The 13,443-nt window shown below is 72.1% G+C and carries 14 protein-coding genes and 1 pseudogene; 7 read left to right on the top strand and 8 right to left on the bottom strand.

The features are described from left to right. Nucleotides 1–133 precede the first annotated feature (133 nt). The 5 genes from egtA to OG272_RS42655 all read left to right on the top strand — a co-directional run bounded on the left by egtA (nt 134) and on the right by OG272_RS42655 (nt 5,075). Nucleotides 134–1,408: an ergothioneine biosynthesis glutamate--cysteine ligase EgtA gene (gene egtA, locus OG272_RS42675; protein WP_326574373.1), complete on the top strand. Its 1,275-nt coding sequence runs from the start codon at nt 134–136 to the stop codon at nt 1,406–1,408. After that, nucleotides 1,405–2,751, top strand: coding sequence for an ergothioneine biosynthesis protein EgtB (gene egtB / locus OG272_RS42670; RefSeq protein ID WP_327726658.1), 1,347 nt, complete (start codon nt 1,405–1,407; stop codon nt 2,749–2,751). The genes egtA and egtB overlap by 4 nt, the downstream gene beginning before the upstream one ends. Continuing rightward, nucleotides 2,751–3,560 carry an ergothioneine biosynthesis protein EgtC gene (gene egtC, locus OG272_RS42665; protein WP_326574375.1) on the top strand — a complete coding sequence of 270 codons (810 nt, stop codon included), beginning with the start codon at nt 2,751–2,753 and terminating at the stop codon, nt 3,558–3,560. The genes egtB and egtC overlap by 1 nt, the downstream gene beginning before the upstream one ends. After that, nucleotides 3,557–4,519 carry an L-histidine N(alpha)-methyltransferase gene (gene egtD, locus OG272_RS42660; protein ID WP_326574376.1) on the top strand — a complete coding sequence of 321 codons (963 nt, stop codon included), beginning with the start codon at nt 3,557–3,559 and terminating at the stop codon, nt 4,517–4,519. The genes egtC and egtD overlap by 4 nt, the downstream gene beginning before the upstream one ends. A gap of 337 nt (nt 4,520–4,856) precedes the next feature. Continuing rightward, nucleotides 4,857–5,075, top strand: coding sequence for a dodecin (locus tag OG272_RS42655; RefSeq protein ID WP_326574377.1), 219 nt, complete (start codon nt 4,857–4,859; stop codon nt 5,073–5,075). A 21-nt stretch (nt 5,076–5,096) separates the two neighbouring features. Here OG272_RS42655 and OG272_RS42650 read toward each other — a convergent pair whose 3' ends face one another. Then, nucleotides 5,097–5,585 (bottom strand): hypothetical protein, encoded by a 489-nt coding sequence (locus OG272_RS42650; RefSeq protein WP_405895798.1) that lies wholly within the window; start codon nt 5,583–5,585, stop codon nt 5,097–5,099. Nucleotides 5,586–5,720: 135 nt separating this feature from the next. Between OG272_RS42650 and OG272_RS42645 the strand changes: the two genes are divergently transcribed. After that, nucleotides 5,721–6,818 (top strand): FAD-dependent oxidoreductase, encoded by a 1,098-nt coding sequence (locus tag OG272_RS42645; protein WP_326574379.1) that lies wholly within the window; start codon nt 5,721–5,723, stop codon nt 6,816–6,818. Nucleotides 6,819–6,901: 83 nt separating this feature from the next. Here the strand turns inward: OG272_RS42645 and OG272_RS42640 are convergent, their stop codons facing one another. Next, a complete protein-coding gene (locus tag OG272_RS42640) occupies nt 6,902–7,420 on the bottom strand; it encodes a MarR family transcriptional regulator (protein ID WP_326574380.1) in 519 nt (172 codons plus the stop codon). Nucleotides 7,421–7,502: 82 nt separating this feature from the next. Here OG272_RS42640 and OG272_RS42635 point away from each other — a divergent pair, with 82 nt between their 5' ends. Continuing rightward, nucleotides 7,503–8,450 carry an alpha/beta hydrolase gene (locus OG272_RS42635; protein ID WP_327726662.1) on the top strand — a complete coding sequence of 316 codons (948 nt, stop codon included), beginning with the start codon at nt 7,503–7,505 and terminating at the stop codon, nt 8,448–8,450. Nucleotides 8,451–8,541: 91 nt separating this feature from the next. Here OG272_RS42635 and OG272_RS42630 read toward each other — a convergent pair. The 6 genes and pseudogenes from OG272_RS42630 to OG272_RS42605 all read right to left on the bottom strand — a co-directional run. Further along, a pseudogene (locus OG272_RS42630) lies at nt 8,542–8,941 on the bottom strand (MFS transporter); the annotation flags it as partial. Between the two features lie 130 nt (nt 8,942–9,071). Then, nucleotides 9,072–10,022 carry a catechol 2,3-dioxygenase gene (locus OG272_RS42625; RefSeq protein WP_405895797.1) on the bottom strand — a complete coding sequence of 317 codons (951 nt, stop codon included), beginning with the start codon at nt 10,020–10,022 and terminating at the stop codon, nt 9,072–9,074. Nucleotides 10,023–10,032: 10 nt separating this feature from the next. Beyond that, complete coding sequence (locus tag OG272_RS42620; protein WP_327726663.1) at nt 10,033–11,130, bottom strand: 4-oxalomesaconate tautomerase; 1,098 nt, start codon at nt 11,128–11,130, stop codon at nt 10,033–10,035. 79 nt (nt 11,131–11,209) lie between these two features. Beyond that, nucleotides 11,210–11,920, bottom strand: coding sequence for a 4-carboxy-4-hydroxy-2-oxoadipate aldolase/oxaloacetate decarboxylase (locus OG272_RS42615; RefSeq protein ID WP_327726664.1), 711 nt, complete (start codon nt 11,918–11,920; stop codon nt 11,210–11,212). Then, nucleotides 11,920–12,675 (bottom strand): PIG-L deacetylase family protein, encoded by a 756-nt coding sequence (locus OG272_RS42610; protein ID WP_327726665.1) that lies wholly within the window; start codon nt 12,673–12,675, stop codon nt 11,920–11,922. Before OG272_RS42610 ends, OG272_RS42615 begins: the two co-directional genes overlap by 1 nt. A gap of 78 nt (nt 12,676–12,753) precedes the next feature. Continuing rightward, nucleotides 12,754–13,404, bottom strand: coding sequence for a GntR family transcriptional regulator (locus OG272_RS42605; RefSeq protein ID WP_326574386.1), 651 nt, complete (start codon nt 13,402–13,404; stop codon nt 12,754–12,756). Nucleotides 13,405–13,443: the final 39 nt, after the last annotated feature.

The raw sequence follows: 13,443 nt of genomic DNA, 5'->3' as shown, positions 1-13,443 counted from the left end.
CATTGCCATGATGTGCCCCCTTGTGCGAAAGCGGCACGAGGGTTTTGGGTGGTACGAGCATTGCCGGGCCGCCCCTCATCGGGAACGGATCGGCGGCTTGGCCAACGAGATGGCATCTCAGGAGGATCCCGACATGTCAGATTCGCTGAGTGACTGTACGGAGCGACACTCCGCGGTCACCGAGGCGGAGGTGGAGGCCCTGGTACGGGGCATCTGCTTCAAGACCGGTCCACCCCGCACCCTCGGTGTCGAGCTGGAATGGCACGTCCACGAGCTGCGTGATCCGCGGCTCCCGGCAACACCCGCACGACTGGAAGCGGCCTACGCCGCACTGCGGACCCTGACCCTGAACTCGCCGCTGACCGTCGAGCCCGGCGGCCAGCTGGAGCTCAGCTCGGCACCGGCCGCCTCCCTGATGGAGTGCGTCGGGTCCGTCTCGGCCGACCTCGCCGCCGTACGCGCCACGCTGCGCGAGGCGGATCTCGGCATCAGCGGCTTCGGTCACGAACCCTGGAACCCCCCGACCCGTTATCTCCACGAGCCCCGGTACGACGCGATGGAGATCTATCTCGACCGCTTCGGACCCGAGGGCCGGGCCATGATGTGCTCGTCCGCCTCGGTGCAGGTGTGTCTCGACGCCGGGCACGAGGAGCCGGGCACTCTCGGCCATCGGCGGCGCTGGTGGCTCGCGCACCAGCTCGGCGCGGTGCTGGTGGCGGCGTTCGCGCACTCGCCGCTGGCGCGGGGCCGGATCACCGGCTGGCGTTCGACCCGGCAGGCGCTGTGGGCGGCGATGGACCCGGCCCGCACGAACGCCCCGGCGCTGGACGGCGACCCGCGCGGGGCGTGGGCCCGGCTGGTGCTGGACGCGCCGGTGATGTGCGTACGGGCGGACGAGGGCCCCTGGGGTGTGCCCGGAGCGATGACGTTCCGGGAGTGGACGAGGTCCGACACCCCGCCGAGCCGCGCCGATCTCGACTATCACCTGACGACGCTGTTCCCGCCGGTGCGCCCGCGCGGCCACCTGGAGCTCCGCATGATCGACGCGCAGCCGGGCGAGGACGGGTGGATCGTGCCGCTCGCCGTGACGACGGCGCTGTTCGACGACCCGGAGGCCGCCGAGACCGCCTATCGGACCGTCAAACCCCTCGCGGAGCGGGCGGGTTCGCAGCCGCCGCCGCGCAATCCGCTGTGGGACGCGGCCACGCGGGACGGCCTCACCGATCCCGAACTGCGGGAGGCGGCGGCCGTCTGCTTCGCCGCGGCGGTCGAGGCGCTGCCCAGACTCGGGGCGAGCTCCGAGGTGCTGGACGCGGTCGCCGCGTACACCGACCGCTATGTGGCCCGGGGCCGCTGCCCCGCCGACGATCTGCTCGACCTGTTCCACGGGAAGGACAGCCCCGCATGACCGCACCCGAGACGCCGGCCACGACGGCCGACGCCGACCCTCACATACTCCGGGAGCGCGCGCTGGCGGCGCTGACGACGGCCCGGGCCCGCACCGCGCTCCTGACGACCGCGGTGGACGAGCCCGATCTCACCGCGCAGCACTCGCCGTTGATGTCCCCGCTGGTGTGGGACCTGGCCCACATCGGCAACCAGGAGGAGCTGTGGCTGCTGCGTAACGTCGCCGGGCGGGAGGCGATGCGGCCCGAGATCGACGGGCTGTACGACGCCTTCGAGCATCCGCGTGCCGAGCGGCCCTCGCTGCCGCTGCTGGCACCCGAGGAGGCCCGGCAGTATCTGCACGAGGTGCGCGGTCGGGCCCTGGACGTGCTGGAGAGCGCCGACTTCCACGGCACCCGGCTCACCGACGCGGGCTTCGCCTTCGGCATGATCGCCCAGCACGAACAGCAGCACGACGAGACGATGCTGATCACCCATCAGCTCCGCAGGGGACCGGCCGTGCTGTCGGCGCCGGACCCGGATCCCGTCCCGCTGTTCACGGGGCCCACCGAAGTCCTCGTGCCCGGCGGGGAGTTCACGATGGGCACCTCCACCGAGCCGTGGGCGCTGGACAACGAGCGGCCCGCGCACCGGCGGATCGTCCCGGCGTTCCACATCGACACCACGCCGGTGACGAACGGCGCGTACCAGGCGTTCATCGACGACGGCGGCTACGACGACGAGCGCTGGTGGACGGCCGACGGCTGGGAGCACATCCGCGCGCACGGCATCCACGCGCCGCTGTTCTGGCGGCGCGACGGCCGGCAGTGGCTGCGGCGGCGCTTCGGCGTCACCGAGGTCGTCCCGGCCGACGAGCCGGTGCTGCACGTGTGCTGGTACGAGGCCGACGCGTACGCCCGCTGGGCGGGGCGTCGGCTGCCCACGGAGGCCGAGTGGGAGAAGGCCGCCCGGCACGACCCGGTCACCGGCCGTTCGACCCGCTACCCGTGGGGCGACGACGACCCGGCGCCCGAGCACGCCAACCTCGGGCAGCGGCATCTGCGCCCGGCACCGGCCGGCAGCTACCCGGCGGGCGAATCACCGCTCGGCGTACGGCAGTTGATCGGTGATGTGTGGGAGTGGACGTCGAGCGACTTCCTGCCCTACCCGGGGTTCACCGCCTTCCCGTACAAGGAGTACTCGGAGGTGTTCTTCGGCCCCGAGTACAAGGTGCTGCGCGGTGGCGCGTTCGCCGTGGATTCGGTGGCGTGCCGGGGCACGTTCCGCAACTGGGACTATCCGATCCGGCGGCAGATCTTCAGCGGATTCCGCACGGCGCGGGACGCTTCACCGGAGGTCGTCTGATGTGTCGTCACATCGCTTATCTCGGACCGGATTCGGCGCTGGGCCGGGTCCTGGTGGACCCTCCGCACAGTCTGTTCCGTCAGTCGTGGGCGCCCCGCCGGCAGCGGTACGGGACGGTCAACGCCGATGGTTTCGGGGTCGGTTGGTACGCCGAGGGCGACCCGGTGCCGGGGCGGTACCGCCGGGCCGGGCCGATCTGGGGCGACCAGTCCTTCGCGGACCTCGCCCGCGTCGTCCGCACCGGGGCGCTGCTGGCCGCCGTACGGGACGCGACGGTGGCGGGCGCGGACGACGAGGCCGCGGCGGCGCCGTTCACGGCCGGGCCCTGGCTGTTCAGCCACAACGGGGCGGTCGCCGGGTGGCCCCGGTCCCTGGCGCCGCTCGCCGCCGACCTGCCCGCCGTCGAGGTGCTGTCGATGGAGGCCCGCAACGACTCCGCGCTGGTGTGGGCCCTGGTGCTGAACCGGCTGCGCGCGGGCGACGAGGAGGGCCAGGCGCTGGCCGACACGGTCCTGGAGGTCGCCCGGGCGGCCCCCGGTTCGCGGCTCAACCTGCTGCTCACCAACGGCGAGACCATCGCGGCGACGGCCTGGGGCGACACGCTGTGGTATCGCGCCGAGCCCGGCCGCAGCACGGTCGTGGCGTCCGAGCCGTACGACGACGATCCGCACTGGGTGGAGGTCCCGGACCGCACGTTGCTCGCGGCGAGCCGTACGGACGTGCTGCTCACCCCGCTCAAGGAGCTGGAGGAATCCAGCCGCCCGCACGACGACACCTCGCCCGTACGTCCGAAGGAGCCCCCTGCGTGAGTCCGTTCCTCCTCACCCGCACCCTGCCCGAGGACGCCACCGACGCCGCCCTGCGCGCCGATGTCCTGGACGGCCTGACCCGGACCCCGAAGACGCTGCCGCCGAAGTGGTTCTACGACGCGCGCGGCAGTGAACTGTTCGAGCGGATCACCGGGTTGCCCGAGTACTACCCGACCCGGGCCGAGCGCGAGATCCTCGTCGACCGGGCGGCCGAGATCGCCGCGGCGAGCGGTGCGCGCACCCTGGTCGAGCTGGGTTCCGGCTCCTCCGACAAGACCCGGCACCTGCTGGACGCGATGCCGGACCTGCACACGTACGTGCCGGTCGACGTCAGCGAGAGCGCGCTGCGGCAGGCCGGCGAGGCGCTGATCGCCGAGCGGCCGGGGCTGAACGTGCATGCCCTGATCGCCGACTTCACCGCCGGGCTCGCACTGCCCGAGACACCCGGGCCGCGCCTGGTGGCGTTCCTGGGCGGCACCATCGGCAATCTGGTGCCCGTGGAGCGCGCCGCGTTCCTGGCCGCCGTCCGCGCGCTGCTGGCGCCCGGTGACGCGCTGCTGCTGGGCACGGACCTGGTCAAGGACGAGGCGGTGCTGGTCGCCGCGTACGACGACGCGGCCGGGGTGACGGCCGAGTTCAACAAGAACGTGCTGAACGTGGTCGACCGGGAGCTGGGGGCGGACTTCGATCCCGGTGCCTTCGACCATGTCGCCCTCTGGAACGCCGAGTGCGAGTGGATCGAGATGCGGCTGCGGTCCCGTACGGCCCAGACGGTGAAGATCCCGGCGCTCGACCTCGCGGTCGATTTCGGGGCCGGGGAGGAGTTGCGGACGGAGGTTTCCGCGAAGTTCAGGAAGGAGGGCGTGCGGTCCGAACTTGCCTCCACCGGGCTGGAGTTGACGCATTGGTGGACGGATGAGGAGGGCCGCTTCGCGCTGTCGCTGAGCGGAGTGGCGTAGCGGGTTCCTCGCCCCCGCCGCCCCTACCCGTCCCATCCCCCAGGGGCTGCGCCCCTTCGACCCCCAGGCGCGGGTCCGGTGGGGGCTGGTCGCGCAGTTCCCCGCGCCCCTGAAAAGCAGGGGCTGCGCCCCATGCTTTTCGGCCCGCAGGGGCCGTGTCTTTCAGGGGCGCGGGGAACTGCGCGACCAGCCCCCACCCACCCGCACCCGACAACGCACCCCTCGGGGGCGGCGGGGCGATCGGATCCGACGTCTCGCGGACCCGCGCACTCTGAGGCACCGTGGAGTGATGTGTGGCGCACCGGCCACGGCGGAGTACGCGACAAGGAGAACCCGCATGACCGACCACGTTTACCGGGTCACCGAGATCGTCGGCAGTTCGGGCGAGAGCGTCGACCACGCCATCCGCAACGGCGTCGCCCGCGCCGCCCAGACCCTGCGCAACCTGGACTGGTTCGAGGTCACGCAGGTCCGGGGGCACATCGAGGACGGGCAGATCGCGCACTACCAGGTCGGCCTCAAGGTCGGCTTCCGGCTGGACGACGACAGCGACTGACCGGGCGGTCACGGCAGGCGCTCAGGTCCGCCCCTCCCGCTCCTGCGCCACCTTCAGCGCGGCGGAGCCGGCGGCCCACCGCGCCCGTACGACCGTGAAGCCCGCGCGTTCCGCGTCCACGCAGACGAGTTCGTCGTCGTCCACGAGGACGCGGATCTCGCGCGTACGGGCGAGCCGGCGGAGGATCTCGAGTTTGGTGCGCCGGGCGGGCCTGCGGTCGTTGTCGCGGCGCATCCAGATCCTCCCCTCGGGCAGCCCGTGCCCGGCGAGCCAGTCGACGGTGTCGCGGCGGCAGCGCTCGGGGCGCCCGGTCAGATACACGACCTCGCACTCCCGCGCGCTCTCCCGTGCCAGCGCGACACCTTCGTCCAGCGGCGGATCCTGCGGGGCGGCGGCGAAGAACGCGTCCCAGTCACGCGGCTTCCGCTCCAGGAACCGCTGCCGGTGCGCGGTGTCGGCGAGGGTGTTGTCCAGGTCGAATACGGCGAGGGGCCGGTCGTTGTCGGTCACGGCCCCAGCCTAGGCAGCAGATGACTCGTGTCGTCCGTCGTCGCTTCACACAACAAACACGAACTCCGTCCATAGCTTTAAGTTTCAAGCGTTACGCTCGTCATCTCTCCCCCCACACAGCACAGGAGAATCGGCGTGCCTGACGGCGAAATCATCGTGATCGGCGGCGGATACGGGGGCATCCGCCTCGCCAAGCAGCTGGACGAGGTCGCACGGGTCACCCTCGTGGACCGCAAAGAGGTCTTCTTCCACCGCATTGCCGCGCTGCGCGCGGGCGTGCACAGGGCATGGACGACAACACCCTTCATCCCGTACAACCGGCTGCTGCGCAACGGCCGTGTCGTGGTGGGCAAGGCGATCGACATCGACACCGGCGAGCGGCAGGTGAGGCTCGCCACGGGTGAGCGGCTGCCGTACGACGTGGTGGTGATCGCGACCGGCGCGGACTACCCGGAGCCGGCCCGTTTCCTGGGCACCACCACCGAGGAGGCGGCCAAGACGTTCGCCGCGCACCAGGAGAGCGTGGCCGCCGCCGAGCACGTCCTGATCGTCGGCGGCGGGCCGGGCGGCGTGGAGCTCGCCGCCGAGATCCGGCTGGCCCGGCCGGACGCACGGGTCACCCTCGCGCACGCCGGTACGGAGCTGCTCGGCTCCACCGGCAGCAAGTGGGCCGGGCGGCGCGCCCTGACCTGGCTGGAGTCGCACGACGTGGAGGTGCGGCTCGACTCGTTCATCTCACCCGGACCCGACTTCGGCACCTACCGGGACGGCCGGGGCAACCTCATCGAGGCCGACCTCTCGTTCTGGGCCAACGGCACCACGCCGAACACCCTCTGGCTGCGGCTGGCCGGGCACGGGGACTGGCTGAACGACGCCGGGCAGGTCAAGGTCGACCAGATGCTGCGGGTCGACGGCCGGCTCGACGTGTTCGCGGTCGGTGACGTGAACGACGTCTCCGAGCTGAAGATCTCCCCCGTCGCGTTCGCCCAGGCGGACATCGTCGCCCACAACATCCGCGCCTATCTGGGGAGTTCGGGCAGACACCGCAAGGAACCACGTCCGTACCGGCCGCTGAGGCGGACCCCGCTGATCGTGCCCCTCGGTCCGGCCGACGGACTCACCCTCCTGCCCGTGCCCGGGGGCGAGACCGCCGTGCTGGGGGCTCGCACGTCCACCCTCGCGAAGGCGAAGACGCTGATGACGCCGTACATACGCAAGCAGCTCGGCTACTGACGACGCTCGTGTGCCGGGTGCGGGCGGGTCGTGGCCGCACGCGGTCCCACCCACCCGCAGCCGAGCACCCCACCTCGAACGGGTCAGTCGGCCCGGACCGAAGCCGCCGGCTCCTGCTCCACGAGCTCGTTGGCGTGGGCGAGGAAGTCGTCGACCATCCGGTGGAAGAGTCCGGCGAGCTGCTGGAGCTCCTCCGGCGACCAGTCGGCCAGCGCCATCTGCATACCGCGGACGCCGGCTTCGCGGATCCGGCCTATGGCCTGCTTGCCGACCGCCGTCAGCTCGATGCGCTGGGCGCGACGGTCGTCCGGGTCGGGTACGCGGGTGACGTAGCCGGTCTTCTGGAGCTGCTGGACCTGCCGGGTGACGTGGGAGGCCTCGACGCCCAGCCGGTTGGCCAGCTCTCCCGGGCGCAGCGGCTCGGAGTCGGCGATCTGCCGCAGCAGGGCCACGGCGGCACGGTCCAGCGGTACGCCGGCCAGGCTCATCAGACGCTCGTGCGCCCGGGCCCGGGTGCTGAGGTAGGTGATGCGAGTGAGGGCTCGCTCGATCTCGATCACTTCCGGGGAGGCGGGGTCGGAGGGTAGCGGTGATGGGGACATGGGATCTACTTTACCATCTTGTTGCCTGACTCAAGTAAGTTCATCGCCCCGGGGCAGCCCCCCGCGACCGAACGGAGCCCCCATGTCCCTTCTCGCCCGCCCGGCGGTGGCCGCCTTCGCGGCCAAGGCGATGCAACGGCTCGCGGCGCTGGCGAACCGCCGAGCCGACGGTCCGGGGTCCACCGCAGCGTGGCAAGCCCGCCTCCCCGAATACGCCTGCGCCACCCGCGAGTTGACCGTCCCCACCGCGTACGGCCCGGCCCGCGCCGTGCTGTACCTGCCCGCTGACGCCGAGGGCACCCCTCCCCCGCCGGTCCATGTCAACTTCCACGGCGGCGGCTACGTCATGCCGCAGATCGAGCTGGACGACGCGCTGTGCCGGTGCATAGCCGTGGAGGCGGGTGTGGCCGTGCTCAACGTGGACTACGTGGTCGCCCCGCAGCACCCCTTCCCCGCGCCGCCCCGGCAGGCGTTCGAGGTCGTCCGGTGGGCCGCCGAGCACGGGGGCGAGCACGGCTGGGACGGCGCCCGGCTCTCGGTGGGCGGGCAGAGCGCGGGCGGCGGTCTCGCGGCGGCGGTGGCCCGCCAGGCCCTGGAGGAGGGCGGACCGTCGATCGCCCTCCAGGTCCTGCACTACCCGCCGCTCGACCTCGCCACCGCCGCCCGCGACAAGCGGGCCGCCATCGCCAAGCCGCTGCTGCGCCCGTGGATGGCGGACGTCTTCGACAGCGCGTACGTCCCGGACCCGAAGCAGCGCGCCGACCGCCTCGTCTCGCCCGCGCACCCCTCGGACACCGCCGACCTCAAGGGCATCGCCCCGGCCTTCGTCGTCACCGCCGAGTACGACCTCCTCAAGGCCGAGGGCGTGGCCTACGCCGACCGGCTGCGCACGGCCGGATCCCTGGTCGGTCACCACGACGTCAGCGGCGCCGACCACGGCTACGACACCAAGGACGAGACCAGGGCCCGCGCGGTGTATCCGCTGATCGCGGAGCGGGTGCGGCGGGCGTTCGGCGCGGGGGCGTCGTAGGACGCCGTCACCGCGGCGAAGGGTCGACTCGTGGGGTGGTCACGAGCGGCCCTTCGCCGCGGTCAGCCGGTGGGTGACAGGGACTTCTCGGGATCGCTCGGCATCGGTCGGCGGGGGCCTTCCCGGCGCGCGCGGCGGGCAGGTCGACGTCGAAGCGGCAGGCCAGCCGCCCGGCCTCGTCGAGACGGCCCTTGGCGACCAGGAAGCCCAGCGACTCGGGCATGAACCGGGCGAGCACCGGCACGAACAGCAGCGGGGTCACACAGATCCAGAAGGCGGCGCGCCAGCCGAGGGGCTCCACGACCCACAGGGCCACGTACGCGGAGAGGATGCCGCCCGGCGTGGTGGGCGGTCATCAGCATGCCGATGGTGAGGGCGGCGCGGCCGCGCGGGGCGTAGTCGGAGACCATGCTGATCGCGGTCGGCAGCAGACCGCCGAGGCCGATGCCGGCGAGGGTGCGGCCGAGGCCGAAGACGCCGACGCTCTCGGACCAGGAAAACTCGGAGGGTGAGCCACACGCTAGGCAGCCGCAAGCAAGAGTCTTTGTCAACAATCTTGGCGACAGTTGAGTTCCGTCCGGCCCGGAGCGGCCCTTCGGCTGAGCCCGTCAGCGGAGCCCGTCAGTCGACCGGCGGTGTCCCGTGCGTGTGGAAGGACTCGATGGTCTTCAGCCCCCATGCCTGGCCCCTGGCTCGCTCCTCCTGGGTCCAGGTGATGAGCGGCCAGTCGGGGGCGAGCACGAGCCGGGTGAGCGGGTTGCACAGCTCGATGCGGTTGCCGCCCGGCTCGTAGACGTACAGGAAGAACGTCTGCTGGATGGCGTGCTTGTGCGGGCCGGTCTCGATGAACACGCCCTGGTCGAGACAGAGATCGGCCGCCCGGAGGATGTCCTCGCGGGTGTCGGTGGCGAACGCGATGTGGTGCAGGCGGCCGCGCGAGCCGGTCCAGTCCTCGGTGTGGACGACGTCGTAGGACTTGTTGGTGAAGGTCAGCCACTGGGCGGCCACCTTCCCCGTGTCGAGGACGATCTGTTCGGTGGGACGGGCGCCGAGCACCTCGCGGGTGAAGGTGGCGTTGGCGTCGACGTCGGAGGCGAGGAAGTTGACGTGGTCGAGGCGGCGGACGCCGACGCCGTGGCCGGGTTTGGCCTGGGGCTGGTTCTTCAGCCCCGGCCTGAGGTCGGCCGGTGCCTCGTACCACTCGCTCTCCCAGTACAGGGCGATCTCGTGGCCGTCGGGGTCGGTGGTGACGTACAGCGGGCCGATGCCCGGTTCGTCCTCGACCCAGCGGCCCGAACGCCCGGTGTTCCCCAGCTCCTTGACCCGCCGCTGCAGGGCCTCCTCGCTGGACGCCCGCAGGGCGGTGCGGCGGATGCCGTTGGTGGAGTGGGCGGTGAGGGTGAGGCTGTGGTGTTCGTAGTCGTCCCAGGTCCGCAGGTAGACCGAGCCGCCGGAGCGGCCGTTCTCGGTGAGGCCGAGGATCTCGGTGAAGAACCAGAGGCTGCGGTCGAGGTCGGGGGTGAGCAGTTCGACATGGCCGAGGTGGGCGATGTCGCCGAGCGGCGGGGTCATCGGTGACTCCTCAGGAGCGGAAGGGGCGGAAGGAGCGGTCGGCGGGCCGGGGGAAGACCGTGCCGTCGAAGATCTTGCGGGCGGTGCGGACGACGGCGGTGCGGCTCGCCGAGGGGCTGCCGTCGGCGCCGTACGCCACGTCGGTCTCGACGTCGAGGAAGCCGGTGGGGTGCTCGATGCGCAACCGGCCGCCGGTGGGCGGGAGTTGGGCGATCCCCTCCCCCACGCCGCCCCGCACGCGCAGCCCGGCCGCCACGCTCGCGGCGCCGAGCACGCCGATGGAGGTGTGACAGCGCACCGGTATGAAGGTGCGGGTGGCGACCGCGCCGCCGTCCCGGGGCGGGGCGAGCAGGCTGAGCTTGGGCACGGTGGTGTGCTCGACGTCGCCGAGGCCCATCAACCGGCCTGCCGCCAGCCGGATTTCCCGCAGCCGGTCGGCGAGGGCCTGGGCCTCCTCCAGGTCCTTGGGAGCCTCGTGACCGGTGACATCGAGGGCGGTGGCGGGGATCAGGACGGTCGGCATGCCGTTGTCCACACAGGTGACCTCCGTACCGGCGACGACGTCCCGGGGGTTCCCGGTCGGCAGCAGCGGGCCGCCGCCGCGCGGGAACTCGATCAGCACCGGCGCGGCCGTCCCCGGCACCCCGGAGATCCCCGCCTCCCCGGTGACCGCGATCCGGCCGCCGGGGGTGGGGAAGGTGGCGACGGCGAGGTCACCGGTGTTGAGCATGCGGACACGTACGGACGTCTCCTGCTCGCCGGCGGTCACCAGTGCGCGTTCGACGGCGAACGGCCCGACTCCGGCGAGCAGGTTGCCGCAGTTCTGACGATCGCTCACCACCGGCTCTTCGACGCCGACTTGGAGGAACAGGTAGTCGACGTCGGCCCGCAGGTCGGCCGACACGGACACCAGGGCCACCTTGCTGGTGAGGGGGTGGGCCCCGCCCAGGCCGTCGATCTGGCGCGGGTCGGGGCTGCCCATGACCCTCAGCAGCAGATCGTCGCGGTCGGCCGGGTCGGCCGGCAGATCCTCGGCCAGGAAGTAGGCGCCCTTGGAGGTGCCGCCGCGCATCAGCGTGCAGCGGATCCCTTCCGGCCACCCGGTCACGGCCGGGCCTCCCCGCCGGCGTACACCCTGTGCGGCCGCACGACTTGGCCGCGCTCGCCGACGTTCATCCCGTACGGCGTCACGAGTCCGCCTCCTCGCCCGCGTACTCCTCGTAGGACCGGTAGGTCACGCCGAGGCGTACGAGCGTCTCGCGCAACCCGTAGCGGTCCAGCCCGAGTTGGCCGTCGAGGAAGGCCGCGCGGGAGGCGGCCTCCTTCCGCTCGCGGGCCTCGGAGGCCTCGGCCGTGCGCCGGGCCTTCTCGCGGGGGACGACGACCACGCCGTCGTCGTCGGCGAGGATCACGTCGCCGGGGCGGACGACCTGGCCGCCGATGACCACGGGGACGTTGACGGAGCCGCCGGTGGCCTTGACCGTGCCCTGCGGGCTGACGACGGCGGCCCAGGCGGGGAAGTCCATCGCGCGGAGTTCGGCGGTGTCGCGGATGCCGGCGTTGATGACCAGGCCGCGTACGCCACGGCGCCTGAGCGCGGTGGCGAAGAGTTCGCCGAACATGCCGTCGGTGGAGGGCGAGGTGGTGGTGACGACCAGGATGTCGCCCTCGCCGCACTGCTCGACGGCCGCGTGGATCATGAGGTTGTCGCCGGGCCAGGAGAGGACCGTGACGGCGGTGCCCACGATCCGTGTGTCCTGCTGGATCGGGCGCAGGTGGGTACCGAGCAGGCCCGTGCGGCCCATCGCCTCGTGGACCGTGGCGACGCCGTACCGACCGATCGCCTCGACGTCCTCGGCCCGCGCCTTCGGCGGGTTGGTGACGATCACGCCGCCCATCAGTCCAGCACCCCCGTGACCTGCGGGTAGGGGCGCATGTACGCCTCGGCCATGGTCGTGTGGGCGAGGCCCAGGTTGGGGCCCGCGTTGCGCTTGAGCTGGACGCCCCGGCGTACGGCGAGGTCCGTGTAGTAGTCCCACAGGTGCCGCTGGGCGCCGAGGCACTCCATGGCCTTGCGCTTGGTCTCCCAGACCTCGGTGATGTCGAGGAGGACCTCGGGCCTGAAGCCGCACATCTCGGGCTGGTGCGGTTCGAAGAAGAACACCGGCGGGGCGCCGATGATCTCTCCCTCGGCGGGGTAGCCGATGGCCTGGGCGAGCACCCGGGCGTCCAGGGCCATCCGGGCGGCGGCCGGGTGGTCCCCGTTGTAGGGGTCCTCCAGCGGATGGGTGAGGACGACGTCCGGCTGGGCCGCGCGATAGACGGCGACCAGGCGGTCGGTGAGTTCGGGGGTGCCGATCAGCGGGTAGTCGCCGGCGTCGAAGAAGACGATGCCGGCGCCGAGGGTGGCGGCGGCCTTCTCGGCCTCCTCCCGGCGGATCTCCTTGATCTCGTCCAGCTTCCGGCCCTCGCGCCAGGCCTTCGCGGACTCGCCGCGCTCACCGAAGGTCAGACAGGCGATGGTGACCTTCTCGCCGCGCGAGGCCGCCAGGGCGATGGCGCCGCCGGCCCTCCACACGAAGTCCCCCGCGTGCGCGGTGACGACGAGTGTCGATCGTGGTGGTGCGGTGGCGTGCGCCGTGCCGTCGGTCATGTGTCGGATCTCCTCGGTGGACGGACCGGACAGGCCGAACAGGCCTGTCTGCCACCCCGGAGCGTCGTGCGCGACGCGCTATTCGCGCAGCGCGGTGATCACGCTCGTGAGGTGGGCGCGGACGGCCTCCTCGGCCGCCCGCGGGTCCCTCGCCGTGATCGTCTCGATCATGGCCAGGTGTTCACCCAGGGAGTGCTGGGGCCGTCCCGGCCGCAGCGCGAGCTGGAAACGGTGGCGCACCAGCTGGGCGTTGAGCCTCTCCAACAGCTCCACCGCCACCCGCTGACCGGAGATCTCCCGGATGCGGGCGTGCAGCCGCTGGTTCAGCTCGGAGTACGTCACCGGCTCGCCGTCGGCCACGGCCTTGGTCATCGCCGTACCGATGTCGGCCAGTTCGGCCAGCTGGTCGTCGGTGGCCAGGGTGGCCGCCTTCGCCGCGCACAGCCCTTCCAGAGCCATGCGGCACTCGCTGATGGCGACCGCTTCCTCCACGGTCACCACCCGCACCCGCGAGCCACGGTTACGGATCCGCTCGACCAGTCCCTCGGCCTCCAGATCGATCAGTGCCGCACGGATGCTGGCCCGTGTCACACCGAACTGCTCGGCGAGTTCGTTCTCCACCAGCCGCTGGGCCGGTGCCATCTCGCCATGCAGGATCGCCTGCCGCAGCTTCGCCAACGCGAGCTGTTTGGCCTGCTCCCCGGTGCCCGGACGGGCTTCCTCCTGCATCGTGCCCTCCCTGAGTGAGTGCCTGTCGAACGTAAATCT

Origin of the sequence: Streptomyces sp. NBC_00104 (assembly GCF_045160825.1) — a bacterium.
In the GTDB taxonomy this organism is placed as follows: domain Bacteria; phylum Actinomycetota; class Actinomycetes; order Streptomycetales; family Streptomycetaceae; genus Streptomyces.
This window is presented reverse-complemented; position numbering and strand designations above follow the sequence as displayed.

Excerpts from the sequence above, each read along its gene's own strand:
- OG272_RS42640 (WP_326574380.1), bottom strand. The coding sequence starts at position 7,420 with ATGTCCCCATCACCGCTACCCTCCGACCCCGCCTCCCCGGAAGTGATC.
- OG272_RS42635 (WP_327726662.1), top strand. The coding sequence starts at position 7,503 with ATGTCCCTTCTCGCCCGCCCGGCGGTGGCCGCCTTCGCGGCCAAGGCG.
- OG272_RS42655 (WP_326574377.1), top strand. The coding sequence starts at position 4,857 with ATGACCGACCACGTTTACCGGGTCACCGAGATCGTCGGCAGTTCGGGC.
- egtC (WP_326574375.1), top strand. The coding sequence starts at position 2,751 with ATGTGTCGTCACATCGCTTATCTCGGACCGGATTCGGCGCTGGGCCGG.
- OG272_RS42605 (WP_326574386.1), bottom strand. The coding sequence starts at position 13,404 with ATGCAGGAGGAAGCCCGTCCGGGCACCGGGGAGCAGGCCAAACAGCTC.
- OG272_RS42615 (WP_327726664.1), bottom strand. The coding sequence starts at position 11,920 with ATGGGCGGCGTGATCGTCACCAACCCGCCGAAGGCGCGGGCCGAGGAC.
- OG272_RS42625 (WP_405895797.1), bottom strand. The coding sequence starts at position 10,022 with ATGACCCCGCCGCTCGGCGACATCGCCCACCTCGGCCATGTCGAACTG.
- egtB (WP_327726658.1), top strand. The coding sequence starts at position 1,405 with ATGACCGCACCCGAGACGCCGGCCACGACGGCCGACGCCGACCCTCAC.
- egtA (WP_326574373.1), top strand. The coding sequence starts at position 134 with ATGTCAGATTCGCTGAGTGACTGTACGGAGCGACACTCCGCGGTCACC.
- OG272_RS42610 (WP_327726665.1), bottom strand. The coding sequence starts at position 12,675 with ATGACCGACGGCACGGCGCACGCCACCGCACCACCACGATCGACACTC.